Origin of the sequence: Massilia sp. CFBP 13721, assembly GCF_014842025.1 — a bacterium.
Taxonomy (GTDB): Bacteria; Pseudomonadota; Gammaproteobacteria; order Burkholderiales; family Burkholderiaceae_D; genus Telluria.
Genome location: NZ_JACYUY010000001.1, coordinates 153,540 through 168,290, shown reverse-complemented (window position 1 = coordinate 168,290; position 14,751 = coordinate 153,540). Strand labels below are relative to the sequence as shown.

The window sequence follows — 14,751 nt, the reverse complement described above, 5'->3', positions numbered from 1 at the left end:
TCGTTACACCGATAAACCGGCATCGACACGCCGAGTACCTATCCAGAAATGAATGTGAAATTTTGGCAAACAGAGCCGGAGGTGCGGCTTGCCGATGCGATGCAAGGCGGGAGCTGCGCGGCAGTGCGGGCACTGCAAGCAGGGACCAACGCAGCAGCGCGCCGGTTATGGAAGCCAAGAATCATATTAGTTGGTGGGTAGGTACTTTGCGCGCCGACGCTCACATGCAGGAGACAAGCGGCCATGAATGCTCCGCTGCTGACCACGCCGCGCGTGGAGCCATTTTTCTTCGATGCCGAGCCTGGAACGCGTTTCAGTCTCTACCACGCGCCCAATCCCCAGGTAGCGCCGCGCGGCGCCATCCTGTATGTCCATCCGTTTGCCGGCGAACTGAGCCGCACGCGGCGGATGGCGGCGCTGCAGTCGCGCGCGTTCGCCGCGCTCGGGTATGCGGTGCTGCAAATCGACCTGTTCGGCTGCGGCGACAGCTGCGGCGAGTTCAGCGCCGGACGCTGGCAGATCTGGCACGACGACCTCGACGTGGCCGCAGCCTGGCTGGCCGACCGCGACAGCGGCCCCCTGACCCTGTGGGGATTGCGCCTGGGCGGGCTGCTCGCGCTCGACGCGGCGGCCCGTTTGCAGGCACGCCGCGTGTTGCTGTGGCAGCCGTTCATGAGCGGACGCGCCTGCATCAACCAGTTCCTGCGCCTGTCCGAGCAACTGGTCGACCCGGCGCCGGGCGCACCGCGCAGCACGGCGGCGCTGCGCGCGCAACTGGCGGTACATGGTGCGATCGAAGTCGGCGGCTTCGAAGTGGCGGTGCCACTGGTGAAGGCGATCGACGCCTGCGACGCCGCCCACGTCACGCTGCCGCCGTGCGCCGTGCACTGGTTCGCCTATGGCGGCGCGGCGCCGGCGAAGCCGGCCGCCAGCGCATCGCGGCTGGGCGAACGCTGGGGCGCAACCGGGGCCGCCCTGCACTTCCATCCGCTCGAGGGCGCGCCGCAGTGGAGCGGCGCCGGCGAGCTCGACCTGCCGGACCTGCGCGCGGCGACCTGCAGCCTGTTTTCGGGAGATCCCCCATGAAGCTCGAACAGCGCGCCCTGCGCTTCCACACCAGGGGCGAGGCGCTGATCGGCATTGTCGACGTGCCGGAGCGTCCGCTGGCGCGCGGCATGCTGATCCTGGCCGACAGCATCCAGTACCGCAGCGGCAGCCACCGCCAGTTCACCCTGCTCTCGCGCCTGCTCGCCGCGCGCGGGGTAGCGGTGCTGCGCTTCGACCGCATGGGCGCCGGCGACAGCGACGGCGAGTCGGCCGCGCAGGCGCTGGACGACGTCGGCGCGGCAATGAAAGAATTTTTCATCCACGTGCCCGAAATGAAAGAATCTGTCATCCTGGCGCCGGGCGACGCTGCTGGTTGCGCCGCGCTGTATGCAGCGCAGGATGGGCGTGTGACCGGGCTGGCGCTGNCGCAGGTGGCGGAGGCCGGCCTGCGCTACGGCCCGCGTTCGGCGGCGGACCGCCTGCTGCGCCGCGCCGCCGCGCTCGGCTTCCCGATACGGCGCGCCGCCAGCCGCGCCGGCCGGGAAGCACCCAGCCAGGGCGTGGCGCCCGCCCTGGCGCAGGCCCTGGCCGGCTTTGGCGGGCGCGTGTTGCTGGTCAGTGGCGACGCCGCTGCCGGCGGCCAGGACGCCACGCGTGACCTGGCGGGCCAGTACCCGCGCAGCCGGCGCGTCGAAATTGCCCACGCCGGCGCCGACGCCCGCCGCAGCGCCTGGCGCGATGCGGTGGCGTTTGCATGCGCTAGTTGGCTGGGCTCATGGTAAGTCCCGGGGCAATGCCCCGGGCTCCCAGGGCTCCGGAAGGGATATCGGTTGGGATACAGGGGCGCAGGGAGGCTAAATAGACTATAGTCATGCCTCTGTACAAATATAAAATGTGCCATGAAATTTGACGTCGCAATCGTCGGCAGCGGTCTGGCCGGCTTGTCGGTGGCTTTGCACCTCGCGCAGACGCGCAAGGTTGCCATCATCTCGAAACGTGCGCTGCTCGACGGCGCCAGCAACTGGGCCCAGGGCGGCATCGCCGCCGTACTCGATTCCGGCGACAGCCACGACCAGCACTTCGCCGATACCCTCGTCGCCGGCGCCGGCCTCTGTGACGAGGCTGCCACACGCTACATCGTCGAACACGGCCGCGAAGCGATCGAATGGCTGATCGAGCAAGGCGTGCCCTTCACGCGCGATGCGACGGCCGAACTGGGCTTTCACCTGACGCGCGAGGGTGGCCACAGCCAGCGCCGCATCATCCACGCCGCCGACGCCACCGGCAACGCGGTGCAGCTCACGCTGGAACAGAAGGTGCGCGCCCATCCGAACATTTCGCTGTTCGAGCACCATTGCGCGATCGACGTCATCACCTCGGACAAACTGACGGGTAAGGCGGTCCATGGCGGCGCGCCCCACCTGGTCGGGCAGCCGCGCTGCCACGGCCTCTACGTGCAGGACGAACAGAGCGGCAAGGTCCTGACCTTCGAGGCCGAGCACACCGTGCTGGCCACCGGCGGCGCCGGCAAGGTCTACCTCTACACGACCAATCCCGACACCGCCACCGGCGATGGCATCGCGATGGCCTGGCGCGCCGGCTGCCGCGTCTCGAACATGGAATTCATCCAGTTCCACCCGACCTGCCTGTACCACCCCTACGCCAAATCCTTCCTCATCACCGAAGCGATCCGCGGCGAAGGCGGCCTGTTGAAACTGCCGGCCGAAGCCGGTATCGCGGCCGGCACGCGCTTCATGCCGGCCCATGACGAACGCGGCGAACTGGCGCCGCGCGACGTGGTCGCACGCGCGATCGACTTCGAGATGAAAAAGCGCGGCCTCGATTACGTCCACCTCGACATCAGCCACCAGAGCCCCGAATTCCTGATGGAGCATTTCCCGACGATTTACGCGCGCTGCCTGGAGCTGGGCATCGACATCACGAAGGAACCGATCCCGGTCGTGCCGGCCGTGCACTTCACCTGCGGCGGCGTCGTCACCGACCTGGCCGGGCGCACCGACATCCCCGGCCTGTACGCCGTCGGCGAGACCGCCTGCACCGGCCTGCACGGCGCGAACCGCCTGGCGAGCAATTCGCTGCTCGAATGCGTGGTGGTCGGGCGCGCCTGCGCCAGCCAGATCGCCGCAGCGCCGCGCATCGACAATCCGCCGCTGCCGCCCTGGGACGAAAGCCGCGTCACCAACGCCGACGAAGAAGTGGTCATCGCCCACAACTGGGACGAACTGCGCCGCTTCATGTGGAACTACGTCGGCATCGTGCGCACCACCAAGCGCCTGGAACGCGCCCAGCACCGCATCGCGCTGCTGAAGGAAGAGATCGACGAGTACTACCGCAACTTCCGCATCACCCACGATCTGCTGGAGCTGCGCAACCTGGTCGACGTGGCTTCGCTGATCGTCAACAGCGCCCTGTCGCGCCGCGAAAGCCGCGGCCTGCATTATTCGCGCGACTATCCGGATACGCTGCCGAAGGCGCTGCCGAGCGTCTTGACGCCGGACCGGCGCTGAAGTCCATTTAATCACTGCGCCTATGCTGTAAAAAAAGCCCGCCCTCGTGGCGGGCGTCTTCATTGCTCATGAACCGAAAACTCACCCTGTCGACCGCTTCTCTGCTGACGGTCCCGCCGCTGCTCTGGGCCGGCAACGCCATCGTCGGGCGCATGGTGCGCGACGCCGTGCCGCCGATGACCCTGAACCTGCTGCGCTGGACGATCGCGCTGCTCGTGCTGGTGCCGCTCGGGCGCGCCGCATTCAAACCCGGCAGCGGCGTGCTGGCCAACTGGCGCCGCCTGAGCATGCTCGGCCTGCTCGGCATCGGGCTTTACAACTCGCTGCAATACCTGGCGCTGCAAAGCTCGACGCCGATCAACGTCACCCTGGTGGCCTCCGGGATGCCGGTCTGGATGCTGCTCGTCGGGAAGCTCTTCTACAAGGCGCCGGTCAAGCCGAAGCAGGTCGGCGGCGCCGTGCTGTCGATCCTGGGCGTGCTGGTGGTGCTGTGTCGCGGCGACGTCCATCAGCTGGCCGCGCTGCGCCTGGTGACGGGCGACCTGTACATGATCCTGGCGACGATCGCCTGGTCGTTCTACAGCTGGATGCTGATGCAGCAGCGCGATCCAGAACACCTGCGCGCCGACTGGGCCGCCTTCCTGCTGGCCCAGGTCGGCTACGGCGTGCTGTGGTGCGCCGCGCTGTCCGGCCTGGAATGGACGCTGGCCGACGTCCACGTCGCGTGGAGCTGGCCGCTCGCCGCCGCGCTGCTGTACGTGGCGATCGGGCCGGCCATCCTCGCCATGCGCTGCTGGGGCGCCGGCCTGCAGCAGGCCGGGCCGACGCTGGGTTCCTTCTTCATCAACCTGACGCCGCTGTTCACGGCGCTCTTGTCCTCGGCCTTCCTGGGCGAAGCGCCGCACCTGTACCATGCGCTGGCGTTCGGGCTGATCGTCGGCGGCATCGCAGTCTCGGCGCGTTAGACACTTACTGCATCAGGTTTGTGGTCCACCAGACGCTGCCGATCTTCCACTTGCCCTCAAGGTTCTTCATCATCTGCCAGGTCTCGATACCGTAGTTCCAGGCCTTGCCGTCCTCGACGAATTCGTAATCGAACATCACCCAGGCCACGTGCTTGTCCTGGGTGATCTTCACGTTGTAGAAGCGCTCCTCGACCGGCACCTTGCTTTCGCGGATGAAGCGCACGAAATCGTGGAAGCCGCCGGCGCGCAAGCCGTTGGCGTTCGGTTCGAACTCCGCACGGATCTTGCGGATCGTCTCGGGAGATGCCGGCGACGACCACGGGATGTCGGCATGCAGCATCAACGCGGCCAGCTGGCGGATGTTTTTGGTCTTGAGCGCGAACTGGAAGTCGGCCACGACCTGGTTGATCTCGCGCTGGTCTTCGGGTGTGGTAGTGTAGCGCCCGATGTGGGCAGGCACGTCTGCCGCGCCGACCGGCGCAGTGCCCATCAGGAGCGCTGTCAGTGCCGTCAGGAGGATGGTTCTCATGGGTTGTCCTTTCGTGAAGTGAGGTCTTCAGGCTAGCGGCGGCCCGATGCAGCGGCAACCGCGCTGGGATGAACACCCGGAATCGTGTGTCGGCTGAAGCTGCAAGGGTGCTACGATCCCAGCACAACGGGAGGACTCGCGACGATGGCCGAAGGATTCGACGGAAACGACAATGCCGCCAGGCTGGTGGACTTTCTTGTGCGCCACCCGAAAACACTCGTCCTGACCGGGGCCGGCATGTCGACCGCCTCCGGCATTCCCGGCTACCGCGACCGCGCAGGTATCCGGCGCGGCAACCTGCCGACCCAGGGCCCGGAATTCCGGCGCTCGATCTACGTTCAAAAGCGCTACTGGGCACGCAGCATGGTCGGCTGGCCGATCATGGCAACGGCCCGGCCGAATCCCGGCCACCAGGCGCTGGCGGCGCTCGAACACGGCGGACACATCGGCTCGCTGCTGACCCAGAACGTCGACGGCCTGCATACGCGGGCCGGCAGCCGCGCCGTGCTGGAACTGCACGGTACCATCCACATGACGGTGTGCCTCGACTGTGGCGCACGCACGCCGCGCGCCCAGGTGCAGGAACAACTGGTCGCGGCCAACCCAGGCCTGGCGGGCGCGCGTGCCACGCCCCTGCCCGACGGCGACGCCCAGCTCGAGCCGGACGCGCTGGAAGATTTCAGGCTCCCCGCCTGCCCGCACTGCGGCGGCAAGCTCACGCCGGACGTCGTCTTCTTTGGCGACAATGTCCCGGCCGCGCGCACGGCCGCCGCCCTTGCGCTGATGGCCGCCGCCGACGCCTTGCTGGTGGTCGGTTCGTCGCTGATGGTGTATTCCGGGTTTCGCTTTTGTCGCCTGGCGCACGAGACCGGCAAACCGATCGCCGCTGTCAACCTCGGCCTGACCCGGGCCGACCATCTATTGGCACTCAAAATCGAGGAGTCGGCAGAGCACCTGCTCCCCCATGTGGCAACGCTGATGCCGACCAAACCTGCAAGCGGAGGAGACCATCCACTCCAACCTATCGAACAAGGAAAAGCACCATGATCTCATCGCACCGCAGCAGTATCGGCCGAACCGGTAGCGTCCGTAATCCGCGCTCAAGCCTACGCACCGGCGCCATCGTCGCCGGCCTCGGGCTGATCGCCTCCTGGCTGGTGGTACGCAGTAAAACAGCCCAGGCCGAGCGCGCCCATCCGCCGCGCGGCAAGTTCGTCGAGGTCGACGGCGTGCGCCTGCACTACCTGGAGCGCGGCAGCGGACCGGCGCTGGTGCTGTTGCACGGGAACGGCATCTTTGCCGAGGATTTCGAGTACAGCGGCCTGCTCGACAAGCTGAGCGAACGCTACCGCGTCATCGCCTTCGACCGTCCCGGCTATGGCTACAGCGAGCGTCCGCGCAGCACCGTGTGGACGCCGGATGCCCAGGCGCGCCTGCTGCAGCGCGCGTTGCGGCAGATAGAGGTCGATTCGGCCATCGTGCTGGGCCATTCCTGGGGCACGATGGTGGCGCTGGCGATGGGATTGCAGGAGCCGGATTTCGTGCGCGGCCTGGTGCTGCTGTCGGGTTACTACTACCCGACCCTGCGCCTGGACGTACCGGTCGTCGGCCAGCCGGCGATTCCCATCGTCGGCGACGTGCTGCGCTACACCGTCACGCCGCTGCTCGGGCGCGCACTGTGGCCGCTGGCGTCGAAACGCGTGTTCGCGCCCTTGAACGTGGCGCCGGAATTCCGCAGGATCTCGCCCTGGATGGCGCTGCGCCCCGGCCAGCTGCGCGCCAGCGGCGCCGAGGCCCTGCTGATGGCGCCGGCCGCGATATCGCTCTCGAAGCGGCTCGGCGAATTGCGGGTGCCGGTGCAGATCATCAGCGGAACGCAAGACAAGGTCGTCAAGCCGGCGCCGAATTCCGAACGCCTGCATGCGGACCTGCAGGAGGCAGGCCAGTCGAGCGAGCTGCACCTGCAGCCCGGTGTCGGGCACATGGTGCATTACGCGCACCCGGAGCCGATCGTGCGCGCCGTGGATGCGATCGCGGCGCAGGTGGGAGCGCCGGTTGGCTTGCGCAGCCCGCAGGCGGAGGCCTTGGCAATAGCGAGCGAGAGCGGGGTGTGATGGCCCAGTTGACGTTGCCGATCATGTAGGGTGGACGGGAGACCCGTCCACCCTACGGCGGCGGCTGCGGAATAAAAAATGGGCGGGATAATCCGCCCATTTTCATTCGTGCCGAACGCTGGTTAGCCGACGATGCGCAGCGAGAAATCCGTCGCCCGCACATCCTTGGTCAGGCTGCCAATCGAAATCCGGTCCACGCCGGTCTCGGCAATCGCCCGCACCGTCTCCATGTTGATGCCGCCCGAGGCTTCCAGCAGCGCGCGGCCGGCATTCACCTGGACGGCTTCGCGCATCATGGCCAGGTCGAAGTTATCCAGCAGGACCGACTTCACGCCCGCCGCCAGCGCTTCTTCCAGCTGGGCGATGGTCTCGACTTCGATCTGCACGGTCACACCGGCATCCAGCGCCGCGGCATTGTCCAGGGCGGCGGTGATGCCGCCGGCTGCGGCGATGTGGTTTTCCTTGATCAGGATGCCGTCGTACAAGGCCATGCGCTGGTTCTGGCCGCCGCCGACACGCACCGCATACTTCTGCGCCTGGCGCAGCCCGGGCAGGGTCTTGCGGGTATCGAGGATGGCGGCCCTGGTGCCGGCAATGACGTCGACGTAGCTGCGGGTGGCGCTGGCCACGCCCGAGAGCAGCTGCATGAAGTTCAGCGCGCCGCGTTCGGCGGTGAGCAGCGAACGCGGCGAACCGGTGATGGTGCAGACCACGCTGTCCTTTGCCATCAGGTCGCCCTCGGCATACTTCCAGTCGATCTCGATGTCCTGGTCGACGGCCATCATCACGCCTTCGAACCAGGGTGCGCCGCACAGCACCGCTTCTTCGCGCACAATGACGCGCGCCTGGGCACGCGGTTCCTCGGGAACGAGCATGCCGGTCAGGTCGCCGCTGCCGACGTCTTCCAGCAGCGCAGCGAGGATGTTTTGTTCGAACGAGGCCTGCAGCTTGTCGTCGAATGCGTCATGGGGATTGCGGAGCTTGCTCATGCGGGACCCACATTCGAAAACAGGTTGGTGTTCTGCTCGAGCGCGCCGCTTGGCAGCGCTTGCGCTTTTTTCGCGGCCGCGAAATCGAGCATGCGGTCGATCGCGCGCACGGCCTGCACGCCGATGGCCGGGTCGACGAAGACTTCGTTCGCGCCCGATTCCAGTACTTCCGCCAGGTTTTTCAGGCCGTTCATCGCCATCCACGGGCAGTGCGCGCAGCTTTTGCAGGTGGCGCTGTTGCCGGCGGTCGGCGCTTCGATGAAGTGCTTGCCCGGTGCGGCGGCGCGCATCTTGTGCAGGATACCGTTGTCGGTGGCGACGATGAAGTGGGTCGCCGGCAGCGTCACCGCAGCGTTGATCAGCTGGGTGGTCGAGCCGACCACGTCGGCCTGCGCCACCACGTTGGCGGGCGACTCCGGGTGCACCAGCACTTTCGCGTCCGGGTACTCGGCCTTGAGCAGGTCGAGTTCGATGCCCTTGAATTCGTCGTGCACGATGCAGGAGCCCTGCCACAGCAGCATGTCGGCGCCGGTCTGCTTCTGGATGTACGAACCCAGGTGACGGTCCGGCGCCCACAAGATCTTCTTGCCCTGCGCGTGCAGGTGTTTGACGATGTCGAGGCCGATCGAGGACGTCACCATCCAGTCGGCGCGCGCCTTCACGGCGGCGCTGGTGTTGGCGTAGACGACGACGGTGCGGTCCGGATGCTGGTCGCAGAAGGCGGCGAACTCGTCGGCCGGGCAACCCAGGTCGAGCGAACAGGTCGCTTCCAGGTCCGGCATCAGGATGGTTTTTTCGGGGCTGAGGATTTTCGCGGTCTCGCCCATGAAGCGCACGCCGGCGACGACCAGGGTTTTCGCAGGATGGTCGCGGCCGAAGCGCGCCATCTCCAGCGAGTCGGAGACGCAGCCGCCGGTTTCCTCGGCCAGGTCTTGCAGGTCGGGGTCGACGTAGTAGTGGGCGACCAGGACGGCTTCTTTTTCCTTCAGCAGGCGGCGGATGCGGTCCTTGAGTTCGCGCTTTTCGTCCGGCGATGGGGTCGCGGGAATGCGTGCCCAGGCTTGTGCCGTGCAGGCGTTGCCGCCTTGGGGGTGGTCGTAGTCGTAGGTTTGGATGGGCTGGATGTTCATGCGTTATGTGCTCTTATGGTCGGCAGTAATACCAGCTCGGCATGCCGGAGCTGGCTGAACGCGTGGGCGGGAAACCCGCCCACCCTACGGGTCTGGAATCAGGCCCGCGCGGTGCAGCAATTACTTAGTCGATGCCCTGGCTGGTCAGGTACTCTTCATAGGTGCCGCGGAAGTCGACGACTTCGTTTTCCTTCACTTCCAGCACGCGCGTGGCCAGCGAGGAAACGAATTCGCGGTCGTGCGAGACGAACACCAGCGTGCCTTCGTATTTGTCCAGCGCGATGTTGAGCGACTCGATCGATTCCATGTCCATGTGGTTGGTCGGCTCGTCGAGCAGCATCACGTTGTGACGGCCGAGCATCAGCTTACCGTACATCATGCGGCCCTTTTCGCCGCCGGACAGCACCTTCACCGATTTCTTGACTTCGTCGCCGCCGAACAGCAGGCGGCCCAGGATCGAGCGCACGGCGAGGTCGTCGTCGCCCTCTTTCGTCCAGCGGCCCATCCAGTCGGTGAGGATATCGTCTTTCGGGAACTCCTCGGTCGGATCCTGCGGCATGTAGCCGACGTTGGCGTTCTCGGCCCACTTCACGCGGCCGTGGTCGGCGTCGAGGCCGGTGACGTCCTTGCCGCCGATGCAGCGCAGCAGCGTCGTTTTACCCGCACCGTTGGCGCCGATGATGGCGACGCGCTCGCCCGCCTCGATCATGATCGAGAAATTCTTGAACAGGGTGCGGTCGTAGGCCTTGGTCAGGCCCTCGGTCTCCACGGCCAGGCGGTGCAGCTTCTTCTCGCCTTCGAAGCGCACGAACGGATAGGCGCGCGAGGACGGCTTGAAGTCTTCGATCTTGATCTTGTCGATCATCTTGGCGCGCGACGTCGCCTGGCGTGCCTTGGACTTGTTGGCCGAGAAGCGGCGCACGAATTCCTGCAGTTCGGCGACCTTTTCCTTGGCCTTGGCATTGTTCGCCAGCTGCTGGTTGCGCGCCTGGGTCGAGGCCAGCATGTAGTCGTCGTACGAACCCGGATACACCTTCAGGGTGCCGTAATCCATGTCGGCGATGTGGGTGCAAACCTGGTTGAGGAAGTGGCGATCGTGCGAGATGATGATCATCGTCGAGTTACGCTGGTTCAGCACGTCTTCCAGCCAGCGGATCGTGTTGATGTCCAGGTTGTTGGTCGGCTCGTCGAGCAGCAGGATGTCCGGGTTCGAGAACAGGGCCTGGGCCAGCAGCACGCGCAGCTTCCAGCCGGGCGCCACGGCGCTCATCGGCCCCTGGTGCAGGTCGCTGGCGATTTCCAGGCCCAGCAGCAGTTCGCCGGCGCGCGCTTCGGCCGAGTAGCCGTCGTATTCCGCGACCTTGCCTTCGAGCTCGGCGGCTTTCATGTAGTCGTCGTCGGTCGCTTCCGGATTGGCGTAGATGGCGTCGCGTTCGGCGATGGCGTTCCACAGCTCGGTGTGGCCCATCATGACGACGTCGAGCACGCGCACGTCTTCGTAGGCGAACTGGTCCTGGCGCAGTTTACCGAGGCGCTCGCCCGGATCGAGGCTGACGTTGCCGGCCGAAGGCTCGAGGTCGCCGCCGAGGATCTTCATGAAGGTCGACTTGCCGCAGCCGTTGGCGCCGATCAGGCCATAACGGTTGCCTTCGCCAAACTTGACGGAGATGTTCTCGAAGAGCGGCTTGGAGCCGAATTGCATTGTGATGTTAGCTGTGGAGAGCACTGAAAAGCCTTTGGAAGCGTGTTCGATTAACCGGTTATTTTACCACCGTGCCGAGGGCCACGTCGGGTAATCGCTCATCGTCAGCCGGAAACCTTCGCCGTTCGACACCAGCGTCGCCTGCGCCCCGAACGGGATCGTGACCCGGCGGGGAATATGCCCGAAAGACAGTCCGGTCACCACCGGTATTGGCAAGGTCTGGCGCAGATAGGTCAGCATGGCGTCGAAATCGTAGCCATTTTCCATCGTCCCCAGCCGGTAGCCGGAAAAGTCGCCCAGCACCAGCGCCTGCTGGCGCGCCAGCACGCCGGTGTGCATCAGTTGCAGCAGCATGCGCTCGACCCGGTACGGGTGCTCGGCGATGTCTTCCACGAACAGGATGCCGTTGTCGATGCGCGGGAACCATTCGGTGCCGATCAGCGAAGCGATCATGGCCAGGTTGCCGCCCCAGACCGTGCCCGCCGCTTCCACGCGCGGGTTGCCGCGGACGGTCTCATTGACCGTGTGCGTCGGACCGGCCAGGCAGGTCCAGAAATCGTCGAGCGTGAACTGGTCGGGCTCGTGCGCGCCGAAATCGTTGGCGACGAAGGGACCGGCATAGCTTTGCGTGCCCGTCTTTGCGTACAGGCCCATCTGCAGCGCGGTGATATCCGAATAGCCGACGAACAGCTTGCCGCCGGCCGCCAGGCGCTCGAAATCGATCGCCGGCATCAGCCGCGTCAGGCCGTAGCCGCCACGCACGGCCATGACCAGGTCGACTTCGGGATGCTCGGCGGCGGCGTACAGGGCGTCCAGGCGCGCCGCGTCGGTGCCGCCGAAGCGCTGGTGGATCGCGCCGTGATCGTAGTAATTGTGCACGCGGCAGCCGCGTGCTGCGAGATAGGCGATTCCGCGCGCGACGGCTGCCGGGTCCGGCACGTAGCCGGCGGGCGCCACGATGGCGACGCCTGGTTGGAGAGGATTCACTGGAGTGTTATTGCCGGACGAACAGGCGCGGTGTTGAGCTGGCGGCCATCTTACCGCGCGCGTTGGCGTCGATCAAGGCAAGCATCCGCTCGTTCAGCTGCGCTGGTAAATCGTGCCCCATGCCCTGGATGACTTCCAGGCGGGCGCCAGGGATCTGGGCGGCGGTGTCTTCGCCGCAGGCGAGCGGCACCAGCTGATCGGCGGCGCCATGGATGACCAGGGTCGGCGCCCCGATCGCCCGCAGCAGTTCGCCGCGCTCGGGTGCGGCGGCGATCGCCGCCATCTGGCGCGCCACGCCGGCCGGACAATAGCAGCGCCGCAACGCGCGCGCGGCGCGGCGGCGCAACTGCTTTTCCGGCGTCGGGTAGGCGGGACTACCGATTGCCCGCTGCAGCGCGACCGCGGTGTCGATGATCGCGTCGACGTCGTTCGGATCGCCCGGACGCGCCAGCAGCGCCTGGCGCACGGCGGGCGCCGGCCCGGGCAAGCCGCGCTTGCCGCTGCTCGACATGATCGAGGTCAGGCTGAGCACGCGCTGCGGATGACGCGCCGCCAGGATCTGCGCCACCATCCCGCCCATCGAGACCCCGACCAGGTGTGCGCGCGCCACGCCCAGCGCGGAGAGCACGCCGAGCGCGTCGTCGGCCATGTCGTCGAGGCGGTAGGCGGGCCGCAGCGGCAGCTTCAGGCGCGAGGTGAGCCAGTGCCAGACCGGGTGCGGCTGGCCAGCGCGGTCGAACTTGGTGGACAGGCCGCAATCGCGGTGATCGAAGCGGATCACGTAGAAGCCGAGCTCTACCAGGCCGTCGACGAATTCGTCGGGCCAGCTGGTGAGCTGCATGCCGAGCCCATGCACGAGCAGCAGCGGCGTCGACTTGGCGTCTCCGGCGGTGTCGAAGGCGATGCGGATTCCGTTGGCGGTCAGCGTCGGCATGGTCGTGAAGTGTAGGCACGTCGTCTCCTGCGCAGGCGGCAGGATGGAAACCAGCATAACATTTTCACAGCACGCGCAGCGCAAGGCTGTGCGTCGCGTGCACAGGGCGGCGCGAAGAGGCTAAGGCGCGACGTTTCGGCGTGCAGCCGCGCGCCGTTCGGCGAAGAAGCCCTTGAGCATGGCGCTCGCTTCGTCCGCCAGCACGCCGCCGAGAACGTCTGTGTGGTGGTTCAGGACGTCGTGCGCGAACAGGTCGAGCACCGAGCCGCATACCCCGGTCTTGAGGTCGCTCGCGGCATACACGACGCGCGCCAGGCGCGCATGCATCATCGCCCCCGAACACATCGCGCACGGTTCCAGCGTCACGTACAACGCGCAGCCGGGCAGCCGGTAATTGCCGAGCTTTTCGGCCGCCGCGCGCAGGGCGACGATCTCGGCGTGGGCCGTCGGATCGTGGCGCCCGATCGGCTGGTTATAGCCGACTGCGACCACTTCGCCATCCTTGACGACGACGGCGCCGACCGGCACCTCGCCCTCGGCGTAGGCTTGTCCGGCCTGCGCCAGCGCCAGCCTCATGAAGTGAGCATCGAGCACGGCCGCATCGAGCGAAGCGCTGTCGCCCGACACGAGGTCAGGAAAAGGCGCAGGCACGGGCGCGCTGTCAGGCATCGGTGATCTCGGCCCAGCAGTTCGGCGTTTCGTGCAGCACCAGTTTATGCAGGTGCAGGCCGGTGCCGAAGCGGTCGGTATAGGCCGCCTTGAGGATGCCGAAGGCGACTTGCGCCAGGTTTTCCACGGTCGGGATGCGGTCGATCACGACCGTCTTGTGGCCAGGCAGGCTGGACAGGAATTCGCGCACCTTGTCGTCCTTTTCGTAGACGATGAAGGCGTGGTCCCAGACGTCGACCAAGTGCTCCTTGGCGAGCGCCTTGATGTCGGAAAAGTCCATGATCATGCCGTTGTCGGAATTGCCTTCGGCCTGGATCACTTCACCCACGAGGGTGATTTCGAGCGTATAACGATGGCCGTGCAGGTTGCGGCACTGGCTTTTGTGGTCGGGAATCCGGTGTCCTGCATCGAATTCGAGCTTGCGGGTAATGGTAAGCATCAGCGTGTCGGCCCAATCATGGGATCTGTAAGAGTTTATGGGTCTGGAGGCTGAGCTTCCACTTCGGATTGTTACGGCAAGTCTCGATCGCCAGGCGCGTATTCTGCGCGGCGAACAGGCCATCCATCGGCTGCACGAAGAAGTTCTCGAAGTCGAGTCCCTCATAGGCGGACAGGTCCTGGTTGGCCTGCGGGATCACGACCTTGATTTCGTTGCCCTTCTCGACCACCAGCGTCGAACCCATTTTCGGGCTGACGCAGATCCAGTCCACGCCCGGCGGCACCGGCAGGGTGCCGTTGGTTTCGATGGCGATCGTGAAGCCGCGCGCATGCATGGCCGCGATCAGGGCGTCGTCGAGTTGCAACAGCGGCTCGCCGCCAGTGAACACCACGTACTTGCTGGGCGCGTAGGTGGCCGGCCACAGGCTGTCGATCTCGCGCGCCAGGCTGTCGGCGTCGCGGAACTTGCCGCCACGCTCGCCGTCGGTGCCGACGAAATCGGTATCGCAAAAGGTGCAGATGCTGCTCGCGCGATCCTGCTCGCGCCCGCTCCACAAGTTGCAGCCAGAGAAGCGGCAAAACACCGCCGGCCGCCCCGCATGGGCGCCCTCGCCCTGCAAGGTATAGAAAATTTCTTTGATGCTGTAAGTCACAGTAAACCTCTCGTCAACCGTCCATTATACCCGCGCCTCATGGTGCTTGCCGAGTCTGGGCTGGCG

At 66.2% G+C, this 14,751-nt stretch carries 14 protein-coding genes; 5 read left to right on the top strand and 9 right to left on the bottom strand.

Annotated features, from left to right (window positions below):
• The first annotated feature begins 243 nt into the window (after positions 1-243).
• The 3 genes from IFT60_RS00735 to IFT60_RS00720 all read left to right on the top strand — a co-directional run bounded on the left by IFT60_RS00735 (position 244) and on the right by IFT60_RS00720 (position 4,540).
• Complete coding sequence (locus tag IFT60_RS00735; RefSeq protein ID WP_192048420.1) at positions 244-1,086, top strand: hydrolase 2, exosortase A system-associated; 843 nt, start codon at positions 244-246, stop codon at positions 1,084-1,086.
• An 860-nt stretch (positions 1,087-1,946) separates the two neighbouring features.
• The gene (gene nadB / locus IFT60_RS00725) at positions 1,947-3,575 is read left to right on the top strand and encodes an L-aspartate oxidase (RefSeq protein WP_192048416.1); all 1,629 of its coding nucleotides are present in this window, start codon (positions 1,947-1,949) and stop codon (positions 3,573-3,575) included.
• A gap of 68 nt (positions 3,576-3,643) precedes the next feature.
• Positions 3,644-4,540 carry a DMT family transporter gene (locus IFT60_RS00720; protein ID WP_192048414.1) on the top strand — a complete coding sequence of 299 codons (897 nt, stop codon included), beginning with the start codon at positions 3,644-3,646 and terminating at the stop codon, positions 4,538-4,540.
• Between the two features lie 4 nt (positions 4,541-4,544).
• On the opposite strand, the gene IFT60_RS00715 is transcribed toward IFT60_RS00720, so the two are convergent.
• Positions 4,545-5,069, bottom strand: coding sequence for a hypothetical protein (locus tag IFT60_RS00715; protein ID WP_192048412.1), 525 nt, complete (start codon positions 5,067-5,069; stop codon positions 4,545-4,547).
• 144 nt (positions 5,070-5,213) lie between these two features.
• On the opposite strand from IFT60_RS00715, the gene IFT60_RS00710 reads away from it, so the two are divergent.
• Both IFT60_RS00710 and IFT60_RS00705 read left to right on the top strand, forming a co-directional pair.
• Positions 5,214-6,116 (top strand): NAD-dependent protein deacetylase, encoded by a 903-nt coding sequence (locus IFT60_RS00710; RefSeq protein ID WP_192048410.1) that lies wholly within the window; start codon positions 5,214-5,216, stop codon positions 6,114-6,116.
• Positions 6,113-7,183 (top strand): alpha/beta fold hydrolase, encoded by a 1,071-nt coding sequence (locus IFT60_RS00705; RefSeq protein WP_192048408.1) that lies wholly within the window; start codon positions 6,113-6,115, stop codon positions 7,181-7,183. The genes IFT60_RS00710 and IFT60_RS00705 overlap by 4 nt, the downstream gene beginning before the upstream one ends.
• Positions 7,184-7,305: 122 nt before the next feature.
• On the opposite strand, the gene nadC is transcribed toward IFT60_RS00705, so the two are convergent.
• From nadC to queE, 8 genes are all read right to left on the bottom strand, one after another.
• Positions 7,306-8,172 (bottom strand): carboxylating nicotinate-nucleotide diphosphorylase, encoded by an 867-nt coding sequence (gene nadC / locus IFT60_RS00700; protein ID WP_192048406.1) that lies wholly within the window; start codon positions 8,170-8,172, stop codon positions 7,306-7,308.
• Positions 8,169-9,302 carry a quinolinate synthase NadA gene (gene nadA, locus IFT60_RS00695; protein WP_192048404.1) on the bottom strand — a complete coding sequence of 378 codons (1,134 nt, stop codon included), beginning with the start codon at positions 9,300-9,302 and terminating at the stop codon, positions 8,169-8,171. Before nadA ends, nadC begins: the two co-directional genes overlap by 4 nt.
• A gap of 124 nt (positions 9,303-9,426) precedes the next feature.
• Positions 9,427-11,028 (bottom strand): ABC-F family ATPase, encoded by a 1,602-nt coding sequence (locus tag IFT60_RS00690; protein ID WP_192048402.1) that lies wholly within the window; start codon positions 11,026-11,028, stop codon positions 9,427-9,429.
• A 39-nt stretch (positions 11,029-11,067) separates the two neighbouring features.
• Complete coding sequence (ldcA, locus tag IFT60_RS00685) at positions 11,068-11,991, bottom strand: muramoyltetrapeptide carboxypeptidase (protein WP_192048399.1); 924 nt, start codon at positions 11,989-11,991, stop codon at positions 11,068-11,070.
• 7 nt (positions 11,992-11,998) lie between these two features.
• Complete coding sequence (locus tag IFT60_RS00680; protein WP_192048794.1) at positions 11,999-12,925, bottom strand: alpha/beta fold hydrolase; 927 nt, start codon at positions 12,923-12,925, stop codon at positions 11,999-12,001.
• A 120-nt stretch (positions 12,926-13,045) separates the two neighbouring features.
• Positions 13,046-13,519, bottom strand: coding sequence for a tRNA adenosine(34) deaminase TadA (tadA, locus tag IFT60_RS00675; protein ID WP_374000228.1), 474 nt, complete (start codon positions 13,517-13,519; stop codon positions 13,046-13,048).
• 67 nt (positions 13,520-13,586) lie between these two features.
• Positions 13,587-14,033 carry a 6-carboxytetrahydropterin synthase QueD gene (gene queD, locus IFT60_RS00670; protein WP_192048395.1) on the bottom strand — a complete coding sequence of 149 codons (447 nt, stop codon included), beginning with the start codon at positions 14,031-14,033 and terminating at the stop codon, positions 13,587-13,589.
• A 16-nt stretch (positions 14,034-14,049) separates the two neighbouring features.
• Positions 14,050-14,685, bottom strand: a complete 636-nt coding sequence (gene queE, locus IFT60_RS00665; protein WP_192048394.1) for a 7-carboxy-7-deazaguanine synthase — start codon at positions 14,683-14,685, stop codon at positions 14,050-14,052.
• Between the last annotated feature and the right edge of the window lie 66 nt (positions 14,686-14,751).